Below are 25230 nucleotides of genomic sequence, written 5' to 3' on the forward strand. Positions count from 1 at the left end.
GGCAGCGCGAGGTCCGGGGTGTCGGCACAGCAGCCGGACGGTCGGCCATGTCAAGGGTGCAGCGCCCCAGTTGGCTGGGCCCGCCGCACCAATATCGCGTTGTCGGCCCACGGGCACGGCCATAAAGTCACCGCATGTCTTTGCGACTTCGTATGCGTCAGGCGTTGCCGGAAGCGATGCGTGCCCGGGACAAGGTCGCGGTGAGTGTGCTGCGGGCGACGCTGGCCGCGCTGGACAACGCCGAGGCGGTTCCGGTGGGGGAGGCCGGGCTCCGGGGGGTGGCCATTGAGCAGGCGCCGGTGGGTGTGGGTGTCACCGAGGTGGCGCGGTGTGAGCTGAGTGAGCGGCGGGTGGTGGAGGTCGTACGTGCCGAGGTGGACGAACGGCTGGAGGCCGCCGCGCAGTTGAGTGCGCCGGCGCATGCCGACCGGGCCGCGCGGCTCCGTGCGGAGGCCGAGGTGTTGATGCGCTTCCTCGACGGGCCCGGCGGCGCGTAGGACAGGCGCCGCCCCAGGGGGCGCCTCCTCAGCGCAGTCCCGCCGCGTCCAGCAGGTAGGCGGTCAGTGGGTCGTAGTGGCGGGGGCTCAGGACGTGGTCGTCCAGGGGGATCGTCACCTGGAGGGTGCCCTCGGATTCGGCGAGGAAGAGGGCGGGGTCGTTGCAGTCGGCGAAGCCCACCGCGTCGATGCCGCGCTGGGCCGCGCAGCCCGCCCAGCCGTGGTCGGCCATCACCAGGTCCGGCAGCGGACGCCCCTCGCGCTCCAGGCCGTCGAGGACGGCGGCCATCGGCTCGGGGGAGTGGGTGTGCCAGAGCGTCGCACCGCGCTCCAGCATCGCCACGTCACCGAACTGGAAGACCATGCCGTCATCCGCCCGCAGCGCGTCGGGGATGACGACGATCTCGCAGCCGGCCGCCCGCAGCGCCTCGGCCGTCGCCCGGTGCACATCGAGCAGTCCGCCCGGGTGGCCGGTCGCGAACAGCACCCGGTGCTTCCCGGCGGCCGCCTTGCGCAGCACCGCGGCCGTCCGGTCCAGCGCGTCGACCGTCAGCTCCGGGTCGATGGTGTCCTGCCCCTGCCGGTGATGCGGATCGTCGACGACCCCGCAGCGCTCCGCCATCACGGCCAGCACGTCCTGCTCGTCCGTCCACCGGTCGCCGAACTCCAGGCCGAACCAGTAGTGGCGGTCGCCGTTGGCGAGTCTGCGGTAGTGGGAGAGGTTGTTCTCGCGGGGGGTGGCGACCTCACCGGCGATCCGGGTCCGGACGAGATGATCGACGAGTTCGGCGCGCGTGGGGGCGGGGGCTGCGGAGGCTATCGGCATAGCGCCCATTGTGCCCGTACATGTGTTCCGGGGCGGGGGAGTTCCGCAGCCCGGACACCGGGGTGCGGATGCCGGGGCGGCGGCACCGCGCTGCGGACGGCCCGGCGGTGTGGGGTGGACGGGGGCGGACCGGGTGGCGTTCCGCCGGGCCGCCGTGCGGCAGCGGGCCATGGGCACCCGAACGTGCCCGGGCAGGGCCGTCCAGCTCTTGGACAAAACGTCGAACAGGGTTGCCCCAGGCTACGCAAATGTCCATGGGCCCGGCGCCCGGCGCTCCCTAATCTCACCCTCATGACCACCGCAGCCAGCGCTTCCCACGGGCCCGTCGGCCCCGTCGACTCCTCCCGCGTCCCGCGTTACGCCGGGCCCGCGACCTTCGCCCGTCTTCCCCGCCTCGACGAGGTCGGCGGCCGGGCCGATGTGGCGGTCGTCGGTGTCCCCTTCGACACCGGCGTCTCCTACCGTCCCGGCGCGCGCTTCGGCGGCAACGCCATCCGGGAGGCGTCCCGGCTGCTGCGTCCGTACAACCCGGCCCAGGACGCGTCCCCCTTCGCGCTCGCGCAGGTCGCCGACGCCGGTGACATCGCCGCGAACCCGTTCAACATCAACGAGGCGGTGGAGACGGTCGAGGCCGCGGCCGACGACCTGCTCGCCTCCGGCGCCCGCATGATGACGCTCGGCGGCGACCACACCATCGCGCTGCCCCTCCTGCGCTCCGTCGCCAAGAAGCACGGCCCGGTGGCGCTGCTCCACTTCGACGCCCACCTGGACACCTGGGACACCTACTTCGGTGCCGAGTACACCCACGGCACCCCGTTCCGCCGCGCCGTCGAGGAAGGCATCCTCGACACCTCCGCGCTCTCCCACGTCGGCACCCGCGGTCCCCTCTACGGCAAGAAGGACCTCGACGACGACGAGAAGATGGGCTTCGGCATCGTCACCTCGGCCGATGTCATGCGCCGCGGCGTCGACGAGGTCGCCGACCAGCTCCGCCAGCGCATCGGTGACCGCCCGCTGTACATCTCCATCGACATCGACGTCCTCGACCCGGCCCACGCCCCCGGCACCGGCACCCCCGAGGCCGGCGGCCTCACCTCCCGCGAACTGCTGGAGATCGTGCGCGGGCTGTCGTCCTGCAACCTGGTCTCGGCGGACGTCGTCGAGGTCGCCCCGGCGTACGACCATGCGGAGATCACCTGCGTGGCCGCGTCGCACACCGCGTACGAGCTGACGACGATCATGTCGCGGCAGATCGCGGCGGGGCGGCAGGAGAGCCCCACGCAGCACCTCAACTCCTGAGAGCTCAGCGCTCAAGGCTCAGCCCTGAGACGTCTCCGCGCCCTCCGCCCGGCCCTGCCCGCCGCCCGCTCCCACGCGTCCCTGAAGGAGGCGGGACAGGGCGGCGTGGACGTCCTCGACCGAGCGGTCCGGCTGGAAGGACTGCCAGTCCAGGGCGGCCACCAGGACCATGCCGAGGAGGGCGGAGGCGGTGAGCGGGATGTCGAGTTCGCCGGAGAGTTCGCCGGTCCGTACGGCGTCCCGGAGGACGTCCTCGACGACGGACTGGGCCCGGCCGCGCACCGAGGTGAGGGTGTCGCGCCAGGTGCGGTTGGTGCGCCAGAGTTCGGCGACGTAGAGCTGGATGAGGGCGGGGGAGCAGGCGATGAAGTCCAGGCCGGACCGGATCATCGCGTCCAGGGCGTCGACCCGGGTGCCGCCGCGGGCGGCGGTGGCGTCGGCGGCCCGGCGCAGGGAGTCGGCGAGCAGATCGATGCCGTCCCGCAGCAGCTCCTCGTAGAGGACGTTCTTGCTCGCGAAGTTGTAGTAGACGGTGCCCTTGGCGACGCCGGCGCGGTCGGCGATCTCGTCGACGGTGGTGGCGGAGAAGCCCTGTTCCGCGATGAGGGTGACGGCGGCGTCGAAGAGGCGGCGGCGCGTCGTGGTGCGCCGCGGGGCGGGGACGGCCCCGGGGGCGGTGCCGTCGCCGGCACCGCCCCTTCGGCCCGTGGGGACGTTCACAGGCTGAGTTCCGGATGCAGGTCCTTCATCCGGACGACCTGCCGGCTGCGCGCCGCGAGGGCGGTCAGGGCCAGCGCGCCGACGGTGAAGACCGCCAGGACCGCACAGCCCTGCTGCACGATGGCGAGGTCACCGCCGGTGATCAGCCGGCGCAGGCCGTCGACCACGTAACTCATCGGCAGGAACGGGTGGATGGCGGCGAAGAAACCGGGGCTGGTCTGCACCGGGTAGGTGCCGCCCGCCGAGGTCAGCTGGAGCATCAGGACGACCAGGGTCAGCACCCGGCCGGCCGGTCCGAAGAACGCGCCCAGCAGCTGGATGATGGCGGTGAAGCAGGCCGTGGCCAGCAGCAGGAAGCCGACGGTGCCGGCCGTACGGGCCATCTCCAGGCCGAGGCCCCAGTGGAGCACGGCCATCAGCGCCAGCACCTGGACGACGCCGATCGCGTAGGCCGGCAGATAGGAGCCGAGGGCGATCCGCCAGCCCGGGGCGCCCGCGGCCAGGGCGCGCTTGCCCAGCGGCTGGAGCAGCATGAAGGCGACCATCGCGCCGACCCAGAGGGAGAGCGGGATGAAGTACGGCGCCAGGCCGGTGCCGTAGTTGGGCGCCTTGTGCATCGACTTGGAGGCCAGCTCGACCGGGTCGGCCATCACCTCGGTGCGGGTGTCCCGGTCCTTCTTGTTGTAGTCGGGGATCTTGGAGACACCGCTGTGCAGCCCGTCGGCCAGCTGGTTGCTGCCGTCCTTGAGCTTGAAGAGGCCGCCGGTGAGCTTGTCGGCGCCGTCCTTGGCGACGGTCAGCCCGCTGTGCAGCTTGCCGGCGCCGTCGGCGAGGGTGCCGATGCCGTCGGCGAACAGCCCGGCGCCCTGGGAGACCTTGTGGGCCCCGGCGTTGAGCTGGTTGATCTGGCCGATCGCCTTGTCCGCCCGGTTCGCGATGCCCGGTGCCTGCTCGGCGACCATCGCGGCACCGTGGTGCAGCTCCCGCACCTTGCTGCGCAGCTGCCCGAAGTCGGTGTGCGCGACGGTGTCGTTGACCTTCTCCGCGGCGTCGGCGGCGAGGGCGGTGCCGTCGGCGAGCGCCTTCAGCTCGGGGCAGTCGGGGTCGGTGTCGACGAGGCCCTTGCAGCGGCTCTGGTAAAGCTCCGCGGCGTTGTCGGCGTTCTCCCGTGCCTGGCGGGCGGCCTTGGCGGAGTCGCCCGGCAGCCTGCCGAGGTCCTCGTCGAGCTGCTCGGTGAGGTCGGCGACGATCTGTGCCTTGCGGCCGATGTCCTTGCCGTGCTCGCGGAGGTAGGGCAGGTCCCTCCTGGCGATGCCGTGGACCTTGTCGGCGAGCTGCTGGGTGCCGTCGGAGACCTGGCGCGCGCCCAGGCTCAGCTGCCGGGCCTTCGTGGCGGCCTCCGCCGCGCCCTTGCTGATCTTGTCGGCGCCCTTGTCCAGCTTGCCGAGCCCGTTGGCCAGTTCGCCGGTCTTGTCCTTGGCGGTGCCGAGGCCGTCGTCGAGCTTCCCGGCGCCGTCCGCCGCCTGTGCCGTCTTGTCGTGCAGATCGGAGAAGGAGATGAAGATCTTGTCGAGCATGGCCCGCGACGAGGTGGCCGAGGTCTTGGCGCGGACCTCGGAGAACACCGTCTTGGAGATCGAGCCGACGACGTAGTTGTTGGCGTCGTTCGTCCGGACCTGGAGCGCGCCGGTCTGCGGGGTCTTCCCGGAGCTGGAGGCGATCCGCTCGCTGAAGTCCCTGGGGACGGTCAGCGAGAGGTAGTACGTGCCGTTCTCGACGCCCTTGGCGGCGTCGGCGGAGCTGACGTCCTCCCAGTGGAACTTCTTGCTGTCCTTGAGGTTCTCGGCCAGGTCGTCACCCGCGTGGATCTCCTTGCCACCGGTGGTGGCACCCCGGTCGTCGTTGACGAGGGCCACCGGGATCTTGTCCAGGCGGCTGTACGGGTCCCAGAACGAGCAGAGGTACAGGGCTCCGTAGAGCAGGGGGATCAGCGTCAGGGCCACCAGGCCCAGCCGGGGCAGCTTGCCCCTGCTGAAGCGCCTGAGCTCAAGCGCGGCCAGCTTCGGCGAACGCATGCGCTGCCTCCTCCTCGGTGGTGTCGGTGCCGTCCTCGGCGGGGGCCGGGGCGGGAGTGGGGGCGGCGGCCGCGGTGTCCGTCCGTGCGGTGCTGACGGTCAGCGCGTCCGCCGGTGCGCCGTCGCCGGCGGCCACGACGGTGAGGCCTTCCCGGGTGAGGTCCCGCAACAGCCCCCAGGCCTCGGTGCGTTCGGCGTCGGAGAGCTTGAGGTCCACGTCGTCGACGGCCAGCAGCTGCGGGCCGTGCATCAGCCCGAGTGCCACCGAGAGTCGCAGCGCCTCGATCCGCTCCAGATCGCGCACGGTCGTCCGCAGGCCCTTGGCGAGGGTGCCGGGGTCGAGCCGGGCGGCCGCGAGGGCGGCGTCGACCCGGGCCCGGGTGGCCTCCTTGTGGCGCCTGCCCCAGGGGAGCGAGCCCTTCAGGCGGTGGCCCAACAGGGCCTGTTCCCTGAGGTGTTCGCCGACGGTGAGGGCGGGTTCGAGGTCCGCGACGCCGGGTACGTGCGCCAGGGCGGTACGGCCGCGGACCGTCCCCATCCGCTTGGGCAGCGGGAGTCCGGCGACCGTCGCCTCGCCCTCGGTGATCCGCATCCGGCCGGTGAGGGCCAGCAGCAGACAGGTCCGGCCGGAGCCGGAGGGGCCCTGGACCGCGATCAGCGAGCCCGGTTCCGCAGTGATGCCGACGCCCCGGAAGGCCCATCCCCGTGGGCCCTCCACTCCGATTCCCCTGGCGTCGACCGCCGCCCCCTGGCGGGTGGTGTTCACCGACACCCCTCCCCTTTTGATCTGACTGGTCAGTCTAAAAGTGTGCCGTACGGAGGGTGCTCTTGGCCAATCGGGGTCCCGGCGCCGGGCAGGGTGGGCGCCCAGGCGGAAACGGTCCGTAGTTCGGCGCCGTCGATCCCGTGACCCGAACGGGGGAGCCGCCCTAGGGTGCAGGGCAGGCGGGGGCCTGATGATGTTCATGGTGAGTCCGTGCCGCGGAGAGCGGTGCGGACCGCGCACAGATGACGGAGAACCATGCAATCTTCGGCTCAGCACCCCGTGGACCGGCCGCCGCAGCGCTCGCCCCGCCCCGTGGCGCCGCGCTCCCGCAAGCTGGTCGCCCCGCTGCTCACCACCGCCCTGATCGCGGTCCTCGCCCCCGTGTCGGCCTCCGCCTCGGCGCCCACCGGCGGCGACGGACCGGTCAACTCCGCACCGGGGCCCTGCCCGCAGGGCAACGGCGACGACGGCTGGACCGCCACCGCCACCGGAATCGACCCCAAGGACAGCCATCACGCCTTCGTCGGCAACGGCTACCTCGGACAGCGGGTGCCGCCCAACGGCACCGGCTACGCGGCCCCCGGCGGCACGACCGGCTGGCCGCTGAAGACCCCCGAGTACGACGGCTCGTTCGTCTCCGGGCTCTACGCCAAGGGGCCGCGGAACCTCAAGGGCCGGCAGGCCATCGCCGCGATCCCCACCTGGACCACCTTCGACGTCGCCACCGGCGGCGCCCACCCCGACACCTTCTCCTCCGCCACCGCGCCCGGCCGGATCTCGCACTACCGCCAGACGCTCTCCCTGCGCTGCGGCTTCGTCCGTACGTCGCTGACCTGGACCGCCGCCGACGGCCGCCGCACCGATCTGGTCTACGACGTGCTCGCCGACCGCACCGACGCCCACACCGGCGCCGTACGCCTGCGGATGACGCCCCACTGGAGCGGCACGGCCACGGTCACCGACGGCCTCGACGGCCGCGGCGCCCGCCGGGTGACACCGTCCACGGACGGGGCCGCCACCAAGGGCGACGAAACGGGCGGCGCCGAAACGGGCGGCAAGGAGCCCGGCGGCAAGGAAGCCCGCGGCAAGGAGAGCGGCGGGGAGACCGGCCGCACCATGGACGTCGGGTTCCGCACGGACGGGACGAAGACCGACGGCGCGGTGGCCTCCACTCTGCGCACCGGACCCGGCGTACGCACCAACGGGCCCCGCCCGGCGGCGGGAACGGACAAGCTGAGCAACCGGCAGCAGGTGTCCTTCCCGGTCCGCGACGGCCGCTCGTACGAGCTGACCAAGTACGTCGGCGTGGACACCGCACTCACCTCCCGCACCCCGCGCGCCGCCGCCGGCGCCGCCTCGCGCCGGGCCGCCGGCCGCGGCTGGGACGCCCTGTTCGCCCGGCACACCGCCGCCTGGCAGCGGCTGTGGCGCAGCGACATCGAGGTCAAGGGCCGCCGCGACCTCCAGACCTGGGTCCGCTCGGCGCAGTACGGACTGCTGGCCAACACTCGCGCCGGCAACCGCAACAGCATCGGCCCCACCGGCCTGACCAGCGACAACTACGCGGGCGAGATCTTCTGGGACGCCGAGACCTGGATGTACCCGGGCCTGCTGGCCACCCACCCCGCACTGGCCAGGTCGATCGTCGACTACCGCTACAAGACCCGGGCCGGGGCCGCCGCCAACGCCCGCAAGCTCGGCTACCAGGGGCTTTTCTACTCCTGGACCAGCGGCAGCAAGGGCGATCTGTGGACCGAGTGCCACAGCTGGGACCCGCCGCACTGCAAGACCCAGAACCACCTGATGGGCGACGTCTCCCTGGCCGCCTGGCAGTACTACCTCGCCACCAAGGACACCGCCTGGCTCCGGTCCCGCGGCTGGCCGGTCCTCAAGGGCATCGCCGAATTCTGGGCCTCCAAGGCGACCCGTAACGCGGACGGCAGTTACTCGGTCAAGAACGTCGCCGGACCGGACGAGTACAGCAACGGCGTCAACGACGCGGTGTTCACCAACGCCGGGGCCGCCACCGCGCTGCGGCACGCCGGCCGCGTCGCCGCGATTCTCGGCGAGAAGGCCCCGGCCTCCTGGAAGACCATCGCCGACAAGCTGCGCATCCCCTACGACAGCAAGAAGAAGATCTTCGAGCAGTACGCCGGCTACCAGGGCACGACCATCAAGCAGGCCGACACCGTGCTGCTGATGTACCCGCTGGAATGGCCGATGTCGCAGGAACAGGCCGCCCGCACGCTGGACTTCTACGCCGGGCACACCGACCCGGACGGCCCGGCCATGACGGACTCGGTGCACGCCATCGACGCCGCCGGCATCGGCGAGCCCGGCTGCTCCACGTACACCTACCTGCTGCGGTCCATCAAGCCGTTCGTCCGCGGGCCGTTCGCCCAGTTCTCCGAGGCGCGCGGCGAGAAGGCCGGCGCGAGCGACCCGCACGCCGGCAAGCCCGCGCAGGACTTCCTCACCGGTAAGGGCGGCTTCCTGCAGACCTTCACCCACGGGCTGACCGGCCTGCGGCTGCGCGAGGACCGGGTCCGGCTCGCCCCGATGCTGCCGCCGCAGCTCTCCGACGGCGTCACCCTGCGCGGTCTGCACTGGCAGGGGCGGACCTACGACGTCGCGATCGGCGCGCACCAGACCACGGTGCGGCTGACCGCGGGGGCGCCGATGCGGATCGAGTCACCCGAGGGCGAGAAGATCGTCAGCCGGGGCGTGCCCGCCGTCCTCAAGACCCGGCGCCCGGACCTGGCGGCCACGTCGAACGCGGCCCGGTGCACCACGGCCACCGCGACCTCGGAGGAGCCCGGTCTCTACGCGGGCGCCGCGGTGGACGGCAACGCCACCACGGCCTGGGTGCCCGACGCGGCCACCGGCACCCTCACCGTCGACCTCGGCCGGACCACCCGCGTCGGCCAGATCACCCCGCACTGGAACGGGACCCGCCCCACGTCCTACAACGTCCAGGTCTCCCTGGACGGCAGGCACTGGACGGGCACCGGCTACGCGGGCCGCACCCCGGCCCGGTACGTACGGGTCACGGTGACCGGCGACACGGCCCGGTCGGCCGACGGCAAGCCCGAGCCGCATCCGGGCATCGCGGAGCTGACCGTGGAGCGGGCGGAGGACGTGTCCGCGGGGCGGGGGAAGTAGTTCGGCGCGCCCCCTGAGGGACGGCCCCTGAAGGACGCCCTCTGAGCGACGGCCCCGTACCGGACCATCCGGAACGGGGCCGTCCGCCGTACCGGGGCCGGATGCGCACAGAAGTTCGTGACAGCGGGATGAAATCCGCCCCGCGCGGTGTTGCCGCCCTCGAACAGTGTCGATGGGCGGGAGGCACCGGGTGGCGGGCACGGACAGGGAACGAGTGGGCTGGGCGCGGCGGCTGACCCGCGACTGCTGGCAGTACCGCAAGGACGTGCTGCTGGCCCTCGGCTCCTCGCTCGCCGGGATGGCCGTGCTGGCCCTGGTCCCGCTGGTCCCGAAGCTGATCATCGACGACGTCATCATCCGGCACGAGCGCGCCCTCGCCCCGTGGGCCGCCCTGCTGGTCGTGGCCGCGCTGGCGGTCTACGTCCTCACCTACGTCCGCCGCTTCTACGGCGGCCGGCTCGCCCTCGACCTCCAGCACGACCTCCGCACCCGGATGTTCGCCTCCATCGCCCGGCTCGACGGCCGGCGGCAGGACGAGCTGAGCACCGGCCAGGTCGTCGGCCGCGCCACCAGCGACCTCCAGCTGATCCAGAGCCTGCTGTTCATGCTCCCGATGATGATCGGGAACGTCCTGCTCTTCGCGATCTCGCTGGCCGTGATGGCGGTGCTGTCGCCGCTGCTCACGGTCATCGCGCTGGCCGTCGCCCCCGCCCTGTGGTTCATCGCCCAGCGCAGCCGCGCCCGCCTCTTCCCCGCCACCTGGTACGCCCAGGGACAGGCGGCCGCGGTGGCCGGTGTCGTGGACGGCGCGGTCGCCGGCGTCCGGGTCGTCAAGGGCTTCGGGCAGGAGGAGCAGGAGACCGGGAAGCTGCGCGAGGTCAGCCGCCGGCTGTTCGCCGGGCGGCTGCGCACGGTCCGGCTCAACGCCCGCTACACCCCCGCCCTCCAGGCCGTCCCCGCGCTCGGCCAGGTCGCGATGCTGGCCCTCGGCGGCTGGATGGCCACCCGGGGACAGGTCACCCTCGGCACCTTCGTCGCCTTCTCCACCTACCTGGCGCAGCTGGTCGGACCGGTCCGGATGCTGGCGATGATGCTGACCGTCGGCCAGCAGGCACGGGCCGGCGTGGAGCGGGTCTACGAGCTGATCGACACCGAGCCCTCGATCGCCGAGCGGCCGGACGCCCACGAGCTGCCCGCCGACGCCCCGGCCACCGTCGAGTTCGACGACGTGACCTTCGGGTACGCACCGCTGTCCGAGGGCGCGGACCCCGACCGGGACGCCCCGCCCGCCGCCCGCCCGGTCCGCCCCGTCCTGGACGGCTTCTCCCTGCGCATCGAGGCCGGTGAGACCGTCGCCGTGGTCGGCACGTCCGGCAGCGGCAAGTCCACGGTCTCGCTGCTGCTGCCGCGCTTCTACGACGTCACCGCCGGCCGGGTCCTGGTCGGCGGCCACGACGTACGCGATCTGACCCTGGAGTCGCTGCGGGCCGCCATCGGCCTGGTCCCCGAGAGCAGCTTCCTGTTCTCCGACTCCGTCCGCGACAACATCGCCTACGGCCATCCGGACGCCACCGACGCCCAGGTGCACGCCGCGGCCCGCGCCGCCCAGGCCGACGGCTTCATATCCGAGCTTCCCGAGGGCTATGACACCAAGGTCGGCGAGCAGGGACTGACCCTGTCCGGCGGCCAGCGCCAGCGCGTCGCCCTGGCCCGCGCCATCCTCACCGACCCCCGGCTGCTGGTCCTGGACGACGCGACCTCGGCGGTCGACGCCCGGGTCGAGCACGAGATCCACGAGGCGCTGCGCGGCGTGATGGCGGGCCGTACGACCCTGCTGATCGCGCACCGCGCCTCCACCCTCGCGCTCGCCGACCGGGTCGCCGTCCTCGACGGCGGGCGGCTGGTCGACCTCGGCACCCAGGAGGAGCTGGAGGAACGCTGCCCGCTCTACCGCCGGCTGCTGACCGACCCGGAGGAGCTGGGCGGCGTCGAGCGCGACCCGGCCGGTGCGCTGAGCTACGACGGCGAGTTCACGGCCGACGGGGACCCGGCAGCGGACGCCGACGCGCCCGACGGGGCGCGGGACGGCGCCGACGGCACCATCACCCCCGAACTCTGGGTCCGCAGGGAGCAGGAGGCCGAGGCGGGCGGCGCCGGGATGGCGGCCCGCGCGGCCGTCGCGGCCGGACCCGGCATCGGCGCCGCGATGGCCGGACTCCCGGCCACCCCCGAACTCCTCGAGCGGGTCGCCGCCCTGCCGCCCGCCACCGACACCCCGGACGTCGACGAGGAGCAGGCGGTCCGCCCCGAGCGCTCCTACGGCCTGCGCCGGCTGCTGCACGGCTTCGGAGGGCCGCTGGCCTTCGCGCTGGCCCTGGTCGCCGTGGACGCGCTGGCCGGACTGATGCTGCCGGTGATGATCCGGCAGGGCATCGACGAGGGTGTCCGCCGCGGCGCGCTGATCGGCGTCTGGACGGCCACCGCCCTCGCCCTGGTCGTGGTCCTGGCCCAGTGGGCCGCGCAGGTCGGCGGCAACCGCATGACCGGACGCATCGGCGAGCGGATTCTCTACTCCCTCCGCCTCAAGATCTTCGCGCAGCTCCAGCGCCTCGGGCTCGACTACTACGAGCGGGAGCTGACCGGCAAGATCATGACCAGGATGACCACCGACGTGGACGCCCTGTCCACGTTCCTGCAGACCGGCCTGGTCACCGCCCTGGTCTCGATGCTGACCTTCTTCGGCATCCTCGTCGCGCTGCTGGCCATCGACGTCCAGCTGGCCCTGGTCGTCTTCGCCACCCTCCCGCCGCTGATCATCGGCACGTACTTCTTCCGCAAGCAGAGCGTCAAGGCCTACGAGCTGGCCCGCGAGCGGATCAGCGTGGTCAACGGCGACCTCCAGGAGAGCGTGGCCGGACTGCGGATCGTCCAGGCGTTCCGGCGCGAGCGGCGGGGCGCGGAGCGGTTCGCCGCCCGCAGCGACGCCTACCGCCAGGCCCGGGTCCGCGGCCAGTTCCTGATATCCGTCTACTTCCCCTTCGTGCAGCTGCTGTCGTCGGTGGCGGCCGCGCTGGTGCTGATCGTCGGCGCCGGCCGGGTCGGCTCCGGGACCCTCACCGCCGGTGCGCTGGTCGCCTACCTGCTCTACATCGACCTGTTCTTCGCGCCCGTCCAGCAGCTCTCCCAGGTCTTCGACGGCTACCAGCAGGCGTCCGTCTCGCTCGGCCGGATACAGGAGCTGCTGCGCGAGCCGACCACCACCCCGGCCGTCGAGCGGCCCCGCGCGGTGCCCGCGCTGCGCGGCACCATCACCTTCGACGATGTGCACTTCCACTACGGCGGGGGCGACGAGCCGGCGCTGGCCGGTGTCGCGCTGACCATCCCGGCCGGCCAGACCGTGGCGTTCGTCGGCGAGACCGGCGCCGGCAAGTCCACCCTGGTCAAGCTGGTCGCGCGGTACTACGACCCGTCCTCGGGCGCCGTCCGGGTCGACGGCACCGACCTGCGTGAACTGGACCTGACCGGCTACCGCCGCCGCCTCGGCGTGGTCCCCCAGGAGTCCTACCTCTTCGCCGGTACGGTCCGCGACGCCATCGCCTACGGCCGCCCGGACGCCACCGACGCCGAGGTGGAGGCCGCCGCGCGGGCCGTCGGCGCGCACGCGATGATCGCCACCCTCGACGGCGGCTACCTCCACGAGGTCGCCGAGCGCGGCCGCAACCTCTCGGCCGGCCAGCGCCAGCTGCTGGCCCTGGCCCGCGCCGAACTCGTCGACCCGGACGTGCTGTTGCTCGACGAGGCCACCGCGTCCCTGGACCTGGCCACCGAAGCGGTCGTCAACCAGGCCACCGACCGCCTCGTCGGACGCCGTACCACCCTCGTCGTCGCGCACCGGCTCACCACCGCGGCCCGCGCGGACCGGGTGGTCGTCCTCGACCAGGGCCGCATAGTCGAGGACGGCAGCCACGCCCAGCTCCTGACCCACGGCGGCCGCTACGCGGAACTGTGGCGCACCTTCACGGGCGAGGAAGAGGAACTGGCGGCCTGAGGGGGACGACGGGGGCCGGGGCAGGCCGGGGGACGGCCCGATCCGCCGAACGGCGCCAAGGGCTGGTGGGACCCCCGTCGCGCCGATAGGTTCAGCCCGACCTTTGCTATCCCAAGGGGAGGGTGCATGCGCAAGGCCACCAGATGGCTGCTGTCGCTCGCGGTGCTCATAGGCACGGCGGGAGCCGGCAGTGCGTCGGCAGGAGCGGCGACCGCCGCCGAGCCGAAGACCGAGGACATCAAGGACCGGATCCTCGCGATCCCGGGAATGAGCCTCATCGAGGAGAAGCCGGTAGACGGCTACCGCTACTTCGTTCTGAACTACACCCAGCCGATTGACCACCGGCACCCCTCGAAGGGGACCTTCCAGCAGCGACTGACCCTGCTGCACAAGTCGGTGGACCGGCCGACCGTGTTCTTCACCTCCGGGTACAACGTGAACACCACGCCGTCCCGGAGCGAACCCACCAAGATCATCGACGGCAATCAAGTGTCGATGGAATACCGGTACTTCACCCCGTCGCGGCCCACGCCCACCGACTGGAAGAAGCTGGACATCCGGCAGGCCGCCAATGACCAGCACCGCATCTTCCGGGCGCTGCACCGCATCTACGGCAAGAACTGGATCGACACCGGCGGCAGCAAGGGCGGCATGACCGCCACCTACTACCGCCGTTTCTTCCCGAACGACATGGACGGCACCGTCGCCTACGTCGCGCCCAACGACGTACGCAACGACGAGGACTCGGCGTACGACCGCTTCTTCCGCACCGTCGGCACCGCGAAGTGCCGCACCGCCCTCACCGCCATCGAGCGCGAGGCCCTGATCCGCCGCGGCGAGATGGTCAAGCGCTTCCAGAAGTGGGCCGACAAGGAGAAGCAGACCTTCACCAAGGTCGGCAACGCGGACCGGGCCTACGAAGTCATGGTGACGGACCTGGTGTTCGGCTTCTGGCAGTACCAGCCGGCCGAGACCGCCTGCGACGAGGTCCCCGAGCCGACCGTCTCCACCGACGAGCTGTGGAAGTGGATGGACAAGGTCGGCGGCTTCGACAGCTACACCGACCAGGGCATGGAGCCGTACACGCCGTACTACTACCAGGCGGGCACCCAGCTGGGTGAGCCCGGCTACGGCTACCCGCAGCTGTCCGGTCTGCTGAAGTACCCCGGCATCAACAACTCCCGGTCGTTCGTGCCGAAGGACATCCCGATGCGCTTCGACCGGCGTGCGATGCCCGACGTCGACCGCTGGGTGCGCCACCACGCACAGCGGATGATGTTCGTCAACGGCGAGTACGACCCGTGGAGTTCGGAACACTTCGAGCTCGGCAAGGGCGCCCGGGACTCCTATGTCTTCACCGTGCCCGGCGGCAACCACGGCTCGAACATCGCGAAGCTGAAGGACGCCGACCGCACCAAGGCCACCGCCGAGCTCCTCGACTGGGCCGGAGTCCGCGCCCCGGACGGCAAGGCCACCCCGCTGGCCCCGGACAACAAGAAGCTGGACAAGCAGGAGGTCCGGCGGATGCCGCTGCTGCGTCCCTGACCTCACAGGGCGGCTGGGGGCGCGGTAGTGCCCCGCGGCTGTGGCTGTGCGGTGACGGACCGGAGGGCGCGCTCCCCGAGGACAAGGGGGAGCGCGCCGTGGCCGTCCGCCGCTCAGTACGTCAGCCCGTGGCCGATCCGGTAGAGCGCGCGGGTCGGGGCGTCGGCGCGCATTATCGGGACGGGCAGTCTGCCCGCCGGGTCCTGCCGGCCGGCGATCACCCGGGCCGCCGCCCGCAGCTCCACATCCGTCCACGAGTAGCTCGCCAGCGCCGCCCGGACACCGTCCAGCTGGGCGATGTCATACGGATTGCGCACCGCCAGCTGCACCACCGGCTTGCCCGTGGCGAGCAGCGCAGCGACCAGCTTCCGCTGGGCCGAGCCCGCGGTCACGTTATAGGTCGCCACCACCACCGCGTCCCGCTCGCCGAGCGCCGCCACCGCCTCGTCGATCCGCTGCTGGGTCGGCGTCAGGCCCGTGGACAGGGCGGTGGCCGTGAAGCCCAGCTCGGTGAGGGCCCGCGCCAGCACCGTGGTGGGCGGACCCCCGGTCCCGGACGGTGCCGCCGCGTCCACACCCACCACCAGCACCCGCCGCTCCCGGCGCCGGGACAGCGGCAGGACGCCGGTGTCGTTGCGCAGCAGCGTGGTGGTGCGGTCCGCGATCCGGTCGGCCGCGGCGAGGTGCGCGGGGGTGCCGACCGTCCGGTTCACGGCCTGCCGGGTGGTGTACGGGTTCCTGAAGAGCCCGCGCCGTTCCTTGAGCAGCAGGATGCGCAGCAGCTTCGCATCGAGGTCCCGCTCGGTCAGCTCGCCGTCCTTGAGCGCGGTGAGCACCGCGCCGTACGCGACGGCGAGATCCGGCGGGTTCAGCAGCTGGTCGACCCCGGCCTTGAGGGCGAGCACCGGCACCCGGGCGTCGCCGTACTTCACCCGGACGCCCTCCATCCCGAGGGAGTCCGTCACCACCACACCGTCGTAGCCGAGGCGTTCGCGCAGGATGCCGGTGAGGATCGGGCGGGAGAGGGTGGCCGGGTCCTCGCTCGGGTCGAAGGCGGGCACGACGATGTGCGCCGTCATGATCGAATCGATCCCGGCGGCGATCGCGGCCCGGAAGGGCGGCGCGTCCAGCCGCTCCCACTCCTCCGCGCTGTGGTGGATGTACGGCAGCCCGACGTGGCTGTCGGTGTCGGTGTCGCCGTGCCCGGGGAAGTGCTTGGCGCAGGAGGCGATCCCGGCGCCCTGATAGCCCTTCACCTCGGCGGCGACCATACGGGCCACGGCCTGCGGATCCGCGCCGAAGGAACGCACGCCGATGACCGGGTTGGCGGGGTTGACATTGACATCGGCGTCCGGCGCGTAGTCCTGCCGGATGCCCATGGCGAACAGCTCCTCGCCGGCGATCCGGGCCGCCGTACGGGCATCGTCGCGGGAGCCGCCCGCACCGAGCGCCATCGCCCCGGGGAAGAGCGTCGCGGGTGCGCCGACGCGGGCCACTATGCCGTGTTCCTGGTCCGTGGAGATCAGCACCGGGACGGGGAGGCGCTGCGCGGCGGCCGCCTTCTGGATGCCGTTGGAGAGATCGGCGATCTGATGCGGGTCACGGGTGTTGTGTGCCCAGCCGAAGTAGATGATGCCGCCGACGTGGTACCTGGCGATCAGCTCGGCGGCGTTGGCGACCCCGATCTCCTTCTGGTTCGCGGCCGCATCGGCCGGATCGGGGTCGGTGGCGGAGTGCCCGTAGACCCGCATGACGAAGAGCTGGCCGACCTTTTCCTCCGGAGTCATACGGGAGATGAGGCGGCGCAGCCGGGCCCGGGTGGCCTCGGACGGGGCGGAGTCGGACGGGGCGGAGTCGACGGGCTGGTGTCCGATGGCGGGGACCGTGCCGTGCGCGGGACCGGCACCCGCACCCGCAGCAGCGGCAACCGCGGCGGCCGCGGTGGTCAGGACGGTACGTCTGGAGTGCATCTGCGCTCCTTCCGGAGGGCTTCCTCGGCTCATTGAAGGAAACTTCCAAGGAAACACGGATAGCCGGAAAACTATTGTCGGTCAATGACTCCGCCCACGGTGGCGCTCCCCTATTGCGGGGCGGGCGGGGATGTGTGATGGGGGAGCCGGATGACGGAGCGGCGGGGGGCGAGGGTGCGGGGCGATGGCGGTTCTCGGGGTGGGCCGGTGGAGGCACGCGGGGTGGCGGGGCGACTGCCGTGTGCGGGATGGGGCGGCGGAGGTGCGCGGGGCCGTGGGTGCCGGCATGTGGGGCGGCCGGCGGAGGCATGCGGGCAGTGGGAGACGGCACGCGGGGCGGGGGCTGTGTGGCGGGCCCCGCCTCAAGGAGCGGCAGGCCCCTCAAGGAGCTGCTGGAGATGGGCACGGCCCGGGGCCAGCAGGGTGGGGAGGTCGGGTGCCTTGGGGTGCCAGCGTTTCTCGTATTCCCAGCAGAGCCAGCCGCCCGTGCCCTGGTCGTAGGTGCCCTCGGGGGCGGGCACGGGGCCGTGGGCGCCTGCCGGGTCCTGGGTCAGGGTGCGCAGGGCCGCCGCCAGGGGGACGGCGCCGTCGCCGAGCGGGAGAGGGGTGCGCTCCTCGGGCGAGGCGACGTCCTTGACCTGGACATAGCCCAGGTGCGGGGCGAGCGCGGCATGGGTGTCGGCCGGCTCCTCACCGCCGAGCCAGCTGTGCAGCACATCCCAGAGCGCCCCGATCTGACGGTGGCCCACGGGGCCCAGCACGCGGGCGGCATCCGCGCCCGTGCGGTGCGAGTCATGGGTCTCCAGCAGGACCCGGACGCCCCGTTCGGCCGCGAGCGGCGCCACCGCGGCGAGCCGGCGGGCGGCATCCGCGTCCGCCTCGGCCGCCGGGCGCTCCCCGCCGCCGGGGAAGACCCGCACATACGGCGCCCCCAGATCACCCGCCAGCCACACCAGCTCACTCAGCTCCTGCGCCAGCTCGTCCTCACCCGCCGCGTCCCGAGCCGCGGCGACCTGGGCGTATCCGGCGACGGCCAGGATCTCGACCCCGGCGTCCGCGAACTGCCGGCGCACCGTGGCCCGTTCCCGCATCCCGATCAGCGGATGCACCGGCTCCTCCGGATGGGCCCGCAGCTCCACCCCCTGGTACCCGGTGTCGGTGGCCAGCCGGAGGACGTCGGCCACCGGCATACCGGGCACACCGAGGGTGGAGAATGCGAACCGCATCGCGGGGGTGGTGCGGTGCGTGTTACCCGTGCTGACCATGCCTGGCCTCCTCCTCGTCGTTCGCTCACGCCGTCGTGGTCGGTCCCCCCATCCCTGCCCGCGATGTCCGCGTCCTCACAGGGCCAGCCGCCAGTCCTGGCCGAGCAGGTCCTGCCCGAAGCTGTGGTGGGCCGACTCGGCGACCAGCTCGAACCCGGCCCGCTGGTAGATGCTGCGGGCCGCGCCGAGGACGGAGTTGGTCCACAGCACCATCTCCCCGTACCCGGCCTCCCGGGCGAACTCCACACAGGCATCGACGAGTTGACGGCCCACGCCATGGCCACGGGCATCCGGCTCCACCAGCAGCAGCCGCAGCCGGGCGACCCCGGGCCTGCCGTCCCGTACGCACATCACCGCGCCCGCTCTGCGCCCGTCCAGCTCCGCTATCCATGTGCGGTCCCGGCGCGGGTCGAAGGACTCGGCGTACTCCGCGACGATCCGGGCGACCAGTGCCTCATAGCTCAGATCGAAGCCGTACTCGGCGGCGTAGAGCGCAGCATTGCGCTCCACCATCCAGCCCAGGTCCCCGGGCCGGGGCATACGCAGATTCACCTCGGGCGCCCGCTCCCCGGCCGGCTGCTCCGCTTCGCGCGCCGGGCGCTCGCCGAGCAGGGCGCGGATGGTCCGCATCGAGTCCACCAGTCGCGCCCGGTCGTCGGCCGGGAGTTGTTCCAGCAGCGACCCGGCGGCGTTCTGCGACCGCTCCTCCAGCAGGCCGGCCGCCTCCCGGCCGCCCTCGGTGAGCGTGATGCGCTGCCGGCGGGGGTCCTGCTCGGACTTGCCGCGGGTGATCAGCTCGCGCTCCTCGAACTTGCCGAGCAGCCTGCTCAGATAGCCGGCGTCCAGCGACAGCGAGGTCCGCAGGTCCGCGGCGTCCACCCGCTCGTGATGGGCGACCTCGTAGAGCACCCGGGCCTCGGTGAGGGTGAACGGGGTGTAGAGATGCCGCCCGTAGTCGAGGGCGCCGATCAGGTTCGTGTAGAAGCGGTTGAATCTGCGCAGTTCGCGGACGTCGGGCGCGGCGTCGGGTGCCGCGCCGGACGCCGTGTCGGATGCCGTCCCCGTTGTCATCGTCATCTCGACCCCTCATCGTTGACTGAGTCAAGAGTATCGCCCGCCGCCGGCCCACGCACCGAAAATTTCGCGCCTGTGGAAAACGCCCGCCCCACGCACCCCGCCGCGGCCCCTCCACACGCCCCGGCGCCGTCCGCCCGCGCCCTACCCCTCCCGCCGCGGCATCCGTACCGTCGTCGGGACGGGCGCCGCCTGACGATCCCTCACCTGCCGCGAGCGAGAGAGGCCGGGCCGTGACAGACACGACCGTACGTATCGCCATGAACGGTGTGACCGGGCGCATGGGACACCGCCAGCACCTGGTCCGCTCCGTCCTCGCCCTGCGTGACCAGGGCGGTCTGGAGCTCGCCGACGGGACACGGATCCGGCCCGAGCCGGTGCTCGTCGGCCGTTCCGCGCACAAGCTGCGGGCGCTGGCCGAACGCCACGACGTACGGCACTGGAGCTGCGACCTCGACGCCGTACTGGGCGACGACACCATCGGCATCTACTTCGACGCCCAGATCACCGCGGCCCGCGAGGACGCGGTGCGGCGAGCGATCGCCGCCGGAAAGCACCTGTACGTCGAGAAGCCCACCGCGAGCGGCCTCACCGGTGCCCTGGAGCTGGCGAGGCTGGCTCAGGAAGCGGGCGTCAAGAACGGTGTCGTCCAGGACAAGCTCTTCCTGCCCGGCCTCCGCAAGCTCCGCCGCCTCGTCGAGTCCGGCTTCTTCGGCCGCATCCTGTCCGTACGGGGAGAGTTCGGCTACTGGGTCTTCGAAGGGAACACCCAGGCGGCGCAGCGCCCCTCCTGGAACTACCGCGCCGAGGACGGCGGCGGCATCGCGGCGGACATGTTCCCGCACTGGGAGTACGTCCTGCACGAGCTGTTCGGGCCGGTCCGCAGCGTCCAGGCGCACCTGGCCACCCACATCCCGCGCCGTTGGGACGAATCGGGGACCCCGTACGCCGCCACCGCCGACGACGCCGCCTACGGCATCTTCGAACTGGCCGGCGGCGTCGTCGCGCAGATCAACTCCTCCTGGGCGGTCCGGGTGCACCGCGACGAACTCGTGGAGTTCCAGGTGGACGGCACCGAAGGGTCGGCCGTCGCCGGGCTGCGCCACTGCCGTATCCAGCACCGCGCCGCCACCCCCAAGCCGGTCTGGAACCCCGATCTCCCGGCGTCCGAGCCGTTCCGCGAGCAGTGGCAGGAGGTCCCCGGCAACGCCGCGTTCGACAACGGGTTCAAGGTGCAGTGGGAGCTGTTCCTGCGGCATGTCGTACGCGACGAGCCCTGGCGCTGGGACCTGGCGGCCGGCGCCCGCGGCGTCCAGCTCGCCGAACTGGCGCGGCGCTCCTCGGCGGAGGGACGCCGCCTGGACGTACCGGAGCCGACCCGGTGAACGCCCCGACGCCCCCGCCCCCGCCCGCTCCCGCGCCGCCCCCCTTGCGCTCCCGTACGGTCCTCGCCGCCGCCCATGTGGTCGCCGATCCGTACGCCGACACCGGCCCGGACGGCCCGGCCGCCGTCGACTGGGACGCCACCCTCGCCTTCCGGCACCATCTGTGGTCGCACGGGCTGGGCGTGGCCGAGGCGATGGACACCGCGCAGCGCGGCGCGGGCCTGGACTGGGGCGCCGCCGCCGAACTGATCCGTCGCTCCGCCGCCGAGGCACGGACGGTCGGCGGGCTGCTCGTCTGCGGTGCCGGCACCGACCAACTCCCCGCCCGGGGCGCCTCCTTGGCCGACGTCCGGGACGCGTACGAGGAGCAGCTCGGCGCCGTCGAGGCGGCCGGCGCGCGCCCCGTCCTGATGGCGTCCCGTCAGCTCGCCGCGGCGGCCACCGGCCCGGAGGACTACCGGAATCTCTACGGCCACCTACTGCGCCAGAGCACCAGGCCGGTGATCCTGCACTGGCTCGGCCCGATGTTCGACCCGGCGCTCGCGGGCTACTGGGGCAGCACGGATCCCGACACCGCCACCCGGACACTCCTGGAGATCATCGCCGACCACCCGGCCACCGTGGACGGCGTCAAGATCTCCCTGCTGGACGCCGGCCGCGAGGTGGTGCTGCGCCGCGCGCTGCCACCGGCCGTACGGTGCTACACCGGCGACGACTTCCACTACCCGGAGCTGATCGCCGGTGACGGCCACGGTTTCAGCCACGCCCTGCTGGGCGTGTTCGACCCCCTCGCGCCCCTGGCAGCGGCCGCCGTGCGCCGCCTCGACACCGGTGACACCGCGGGCTTCCGGGCCGCCCTTGACCCGACCGTCGCGCTCGCCCGGCACCTCTTCGCGGCACCCACCCGCCACTACAGGACCGGTGTGGTCCTGCTGGCCTGGCTGGCGGGCCACCAGCGGCACTTCACCATGGTCGGCGGTCTCCAGTCGGCCCGTTCCCTGCCGCATCTGCGGCGCGCCCATGAACTGGCCGACGCGCTCGGCCTGTTCCCGGACCCGGAGCTCGCCGCCCACCGGATGCGCACCCTGCTCGCGGTGTACGGGGCGGACGGCTCATGAGCCCCGGCACCCCCTCGCTCCTCGACCGCCTCAGCCTCAACCAGCAGACCGTCCGCCAGTGGTCGCTGCCCGAACTGGCCGACGGCTGCGCACGGGCCGGCGTACGGGGCGTGGGCCTGTGGCGCGCGCCCGTGCAGCAGTACGGCGTGGCCGCGGCCGCCCGGCTCGTACGGGACGCCGGGCTGCGCGTCACCAGCCTGTGCCGGGGCGGGTTCTTCACCGCCGTGGACCCCATGGAGCGGGCCGCGGCCCTGGACGACAACCGGGCGGCCCTCGACGAGGCGGCCGCCCTCGGGACGGACACCCTGGTCCTGGTCTCCGGCGGACTGCCGCCCGGCAGCCGGGACTTGCGCGGCGCCCGGGAACGGATCGCGGACGCGCTGGCCGAGTTGGCGCCGTACGCCGCGGAGCGGGACGTACGGCTGGCGCTCGAACCGCTGCACCCCATGTACGCGGCGGACCGGTGCGTGGTCTCGACGCTGGCGCAGGCCCTGGACCTCGCCGAGCGGTTCCCCGCCGGCCGGGTGGGCGTGGTCGTGGACACCTACCACCTGTGGTGGGACGACACCGTCGGCGCGCAGATCGGGCGCGCGGGCGGCAGCGGCGGCGCGCGCGGCACCGACGGCCCCGGTGGCGCGGCCGGTTCACGGATCGCCGCCTTCCAGCTCGCCGACTGGGTCACCCCGCTGCCCGAAGGCGTCCTTCTGGGGCGCGGGCAGCTCGGGGACGGCTCGGTGGATCTGCGGTGGTTCCGGGAACGGGTCGAGGCGGCCGGCTACCGGGGGCCGGTCGAGGTGGAGATCTTCAACCCGGCGCTGTGGGCACGGGACGGCACCGAGGTGCTGGCCGAGACCGTGCGGCGCTTCCTGGCACACGTCGGATGACGCCGGACAACCACAGGGCCGCAGGCCGGTGGCCGGGGAAAGAACTCCGCGGACGAGTGCAACCGTTGACCGCCCACAAAGGTCATAGCTGACGCTGGTCCCGATAAGGGGAGGGGATCCGGGGGGATCCGGGACCGGCGTGGAGGGGGAATCGAGGGGCCCGACCATCGGACGGGCCCCTCGATGGGAACACGTCCCGGCCGTGTCCCGGCCGCGGCGCCGCGGCGGACTCCGCCCGGTGTCAGACCCTGGCGGTACGGTCGGTGCATGGTCAACGCAGCCGTGGTCGAAGGGGTCCTGGAGCGGATCACGTACGCCAATGAGGAGAACGGCTACACCGTCGCCCGGGTCGACACGGGCCGCGGCTCCGGCGATCTGCTGACCGTCGTCGGCGCGCTGCTCGGGGCGCAGCCGGGGGAGTCGCTGCGCATGGAGGGCCGCTGGGGTTCCCACCCCCAGTACGGCAAGCAGTTCACGGTCGAGAACTACACCACCGTCCTGCCCGCCACGATCCAGGGCATCCGCCGCTATCTCGGCTCCGGACTCATCAAGGGCATCGGCCCGCGGATCGCGGACCGTATCGTCGAGCACTTCGGCACGGACACCCTCGACATCATCGAGCGCGAGCCCGGCCGCCTCGTCGAGGTACCGGGCCTGGGCCCCAAGCGGACGAAGCTGATCGGCGCCGCATGGGAGGAGCAGAAGGCCATCAAGGAGGTCATGGTCTTCCTCCAGGGCGTCGGGGTGTCCACCTCCATCGCGGTGCGGATCTACAAGAAGTACGGCGACGCCGCCATCTCCGTCACCCGCAACGAGCCCTACCGCCTGGCCGCCGACGTCTGGGGCATCGGCTTCCTGACCGCCGACCGCATCGCCCAGTCGGTGGGCATTCCGCACGACAGCCCGGACCGGGTCAAGGCGGGCCTGCAGTACGCCCTCTCGCAGTCCACCGACCAGGGCCACTGCTTCCTGCCCGAGGAGCAACTGATCGCCGGCGCGGTGAAGTTGCTCCAGGTGGACACCGGCCTGGTCATCGACTGCCTGGGCGAGCTGGCCGCCGACCCGGAGGGCGTGGTCCGCGAGCAGGTGCCGGGCGGCGCGGACGGCGAGCCCCCGGTCACCGCCGTCTATCTCGTGCCGTTCCACCGCGCCGAGATCTCCCTGGCCGGCCGGCTGGCCCGGCTGCTGCGGACCGGTGAGGACCGGATGCCGGTGTTCCGGGACGTCGACTGGGACAAGGCGCTGGCGTGGCTGGCGCGCCGTACGGGCGCCGAGCTGGCCCCCGAGCAGCAGGAGGCGGTGCGGCTGGCGCTGACGCAGAAGGTCGCGGTGCTCACCGGCGGGCCGGGCTGCGGCAAGTCCTTCACGGTCCGCTCCGTCGTCGAGCTGGCCCGCGCCAAGAAGGCCACGGTGGTGCTCGCGGCGCCCACGGGCCGGGCCGCCAAGCGGCTCTCCGAGCTGACCGGGGTGGAGGCCTCCACGGTCCACCGCCTCCTGGAGCTGAAGCCCGGCGGGGACGCCGCCTATGACGCGGACCGGCCGCTCGACGCCGACCTGGTGGTCGTCGACGAGGCCTCGATGCTGGATCTGCTGCTTGCCAACAAGCTGGTCAAGGCGGTGCCGCCGGGCGCCCATCTGCTGCTGGTCGGGGATGTCGACCAGCTGCCGTCGGTGGGCGCGGGCGAGGTGCTGCGCGATCTGCTGGCCGGGGGAGGGGGCGTGCGTTGCACGTCGGACGGGGGCGGCGGTCGGGTGACGGGCGGGACGGTGCCGGCCGTGCGGCTGACCAGGATCTTCCGCCAGGCCCAGCAGTCCGGGGTGGTCACCAACGCCCACCGCATCAATTCCGGCGTCCCGCCCCTGACCTCCGGAATGACGGACTTCTTCCTGTTCGCCGAGGAGGACGCCGAGGAGGCCGGGCGGCTCACGGTGGATGTCGTGGCCCGCCGTATCCCCGCGAAGTTCGGCCTCGACCCCCGCCGGGACGTCCAGGTGCTCACCCCGATGCACCGCGGCCCGGCCGGCGCGGGCGCCCTGAACGGCCTCCTCCAGCAGGCCGTCACCCCCGCCCGCCCCGACCTGCCCGAGCGCCGTTTCGGCGGCCGGGTCTTCCGTGTCGGCGACAAGGTGACCCAGATCAGGAACAATTATGAAAAGGGCCGCAACGGCGTCTTCAACGGCACGGTCGGCGTGGTCACCGCCCTGGACGGTGACGAGCAGCGGCTGACCGTGCGCACGGACGAGGACGAGGAGGTTCCCTACGACTTCGACGAACTCGATGAACTCGCCCACGCCTATGCCGTGACGATCCACCGTTCGCAGGGTAGTGAGTATCCAGCGGTGGTGATTCCGGTCACCACCAGTGCCTGGATGATGCTGCAGCGCAATCTGCTGTATACCGCAGTGACCCGGGCAAAGCGCTTGGTGGTGCTGGTCGGCTCCCGGAAAGCCCTGGGACAGGCCGTCCGCACGGTATCCGCCGGTCGGCGGTGTACGGCGCTCGATCACCGGCTCGCCGGTGCGATGTGATGTCACCCCTCTTTCCCATTCGGGGCGAAGAGGGGCAGGATGGGGCGCTCAGGCGGCACTGAGTGCC

General features: G+C 72.6%; 16 protein-coding genes. 9 read left to right on the forward strand and 7 right to left on the reverse strand.

Features of this window, described 5'->3' with window-relative positions:
- The first annotated feature begins 176 nt into the window (after positions 1-176).
- Positions 177-497, forward strand: a complete 321-nt coding sequence (locus ACFW5B_RS19795; RefSeq protein ID WP_386440906.1) for a hypothetical protein — start codon at positions 177-179, stop codon at positions 495-497.
- A gap of 28 nt (positions 498-525) precedes the next feature.
- Here ACFW5B_RS19795 and ACFW5B_RS19800 read toward each other — a convergent pair whose 3' ends face one another.
- Positions 526-1323 carry a phosphatase gene (locus ACFW5B_RS19800; RefSeq protein ID WP_386440804.1) on the reverse strand — a complete coding sequence of 266 codons (798 nt, stop codon included), beginning with the start codon at positions 1321-1323 and terminating at the stop codon, positions 526-528.
- Between the two features lie 291 nt (positions 1324-1614).
- Here ACFW5B_RS19800 and speB point away from each other — a divergent pair, with 291 nt between their 5' ends.
- Positions 1615-2622 (forward strand): agmatinase, encoded by a 1008-nt coding sequence (gene speB, locus ACFW5B_RS19805; protein ID WP_386440807.1) that lies wholly within the window; start codon positions 1615-1617, stop codon positions 2620-2622.
- An 18-nt stretch (positions 2623-2640) separates the two neighbouring features.
- Here the strand turns inward: speB and ACFW5B_RS19810 are convergent, their stop codons facing one another.
- The 3 genes from ACFW5B_RS19810 to ACFW5B_RS19820 are packed head-to-tail and all read right to left on the reverse strand — an operon-like array spanning position 2641 to position 6183.
- Entirely contained in the window at positions 2641-3342 is a 702-nt protein-coding gene (locus ACFW5B_RS19810; RefSeq protein WP_386440810.1) for a TetR/AcrR family transcriptional regulator, read from the reverse strand.
- Positions 3339-5417 carry a YhgE/Pip family protein gene (locus ACFW5B_RS19815; protein WP_386440813.1) on the reverse strand — a complete coding sequence of 693 codons (2079 nt, stop codon included), beginning with the start codon at positions 5415-5417 and terminating at the stop codon, positions 3339-3341. The genes ACFW5B_RS19810 and ACFW5B_RS19815 overlap by 4 nt, the downstream gene beginning before the upstream one ends.
- The gene (locus ACFW5B_RS19820) at positions 5389-6183 is read right to left on the reverse strand and encodes an ATP-binding cassette domain-containing protein (protein WP_386440816.1); all 795 of its coding nucleotides are present in this window, start codon (positions 6181-6183) and stop codon (positions 5389-5391) included. Before ACFW5B_RS19820 ends, ACFW5B_RS19815 begins: the two co-directional genes overlap by 29 nt.
- Before the next feature lie 255 nt (positions 6184-6438).
- Here ACFW5B_RS19820 and ACFW5B_RS19825 point away from each other — a divergent pair, with 255 nt between their 5' ends.
- The 3 genes from ACFW5B_RS19825 (at position 6439) to ACFW5B_RS19835 (ending at position 14938) form a co-directional block, all read left to right on the forward strand.
- Positions 6439-9345 carry a discoidin domain-containing protein gene (locus tag ACFW5B_RS19825; protein ID WP_386440819.1) on the forward strand — a complete coding sequence of 969 codons (2907 nt, stop codon included), beginning with the start codon at positions 6439-6441 and terminating at the stop codon, positions 9343-9345.
- A gap of 172 nt (positions 9346-9517) precedes the next feature.
- The gene (locus ACFW5B_RS19830; RefSeq protein WP_386440822.1) at positions 9518-13393 is read left to right on the forward strand and encodes an ABC transporter ATP-binding protein; all 3876 of its coding nucleotides are present in this window, start codon (positions 9518-9520) and stop codon (positions 13391-13393) included.
- Positions 13394-13519: 126 nt separating this feature from the next.
- On the forward strand, positions 13520-14938 hold the full coding sequence (locus ACFW5B_RS19835) for a S28 family serine protease (RefSeq protein WP_386440825.1): 1419 nt from the start codon (positions 13520-13522) through the stop codon (positions 14936-14938).
- A 113-nt stretch (positions 14939-15051) separates the two neighbouring features.
- On the opposite strand, the gene ACFW5B_RS19840 is transcribed toward ACFW5B_RS19835, so the two are convergent.
- From ACFW5B_RS19840 to ACFW5B_RS19850, 3 genes are all read right to left on the reverse strand, one after another.
- Complete coding sequence (locus ACFW5B_RS19840; RefSeq protein WP_386440828.1) at positions 15052-16908, reverse strand: glycoside hydrolase family 3 protein; 1857 nt, start codon at positions 16906-16908, stop codon at positions 15052-15054.
- A gap of 362 nt (positions 16909-17270) precedes the next feature.
- Positions 17271-18173 (reverse strand): sugar phosphate isomerase/epimerase family protein, encoded by a 903-nt coding sequence (locus tag ACFW5B_RS19845; RefSeq protein ID WP_386440831.1) that lies wholly within the window; start codon positions 18171-18173, stop codon positions 17271-17273.
- A gap of 75 nt (positions 18174-18248) precedes the next feature.
- Positions 18249-19244, reverse strand: coding sequence for a GNAT family N-acetyltransferase (locus ACFW5B_RS19850; protein ID WP_386440909.1), 996 nt, complete (start codon positions 19242-19244; stop codon positions 18249-18251).
- Between the two features lie 236 nt (positions 19245-19480).
- Here ACFW5B_RS19850 and ACFW5B_RS19855 point away from each other — a divergent pair, with 236 nt between their 5' ends.
- From ACFW5B_RS19855 to ACFW5B_RS19870, 4 genes are all read left to right on the forward strand, one after another.
- Positions 19481-20632, forward strand: a complete 1152-nt coding sequence (locus ACFW5B_RS19855; protein WP_386440834.1) for a Gfo/Idh/MocA family protein — start codon at positions 19481-19483, stop codon at positions 20630-20632.
- A complete protein-coding gene (locus tag ACFW5B_RS19860) occupies positions 20629-21750 on the forward strand; it encodes a dihydrodipicolinate synthase family protein (protein WP_386440836.1) in 1122 nt (373 codons plus the stop codon). The genes ACFW5B_RS19855 and ACFW5B_RS19860 overlap by 4 nt, the downstream gene beginning before the upstream one ends.
- A complete protein-coding gene (locus ACFW5B_RS19865; protein WP_386440839.1) occupies positions 21747-22634 on the forward strand; it encodes a sugar phosphate isomerase/epimerase family protein in 888 nt (295 codons plus the stop codon). The genes ACFW5B_RS19860 and ACFW5B_RS19865 overlap by 4 nt, the downstream gene beginning before the upstream one ends.
- Positions 22635-22901: 267 nt before the next feature.
- On the forward strand, positions 22902-25163 hold the full coding sequence (locus ACFW5B_RS19870; RefSeq protein ID WP_386440841.1) for an ATP-dependent RecD-like DNA helicase: 2262 nt from the start codon (positions 22902-22904) through the stop codon (positions 25161-25163).
- Positions 25164-25230: the final 67 nt, after the last annotated feature.

It is taken from the genome of Streptomyces sp. NPDC058773 (genome assembly GCF_042746015.1).
Classification (GTDB): Bacteria; Actinomycetota; Actinomycetes; order Streptomycetales; family Streptomycetaceae; genus Streptomyces.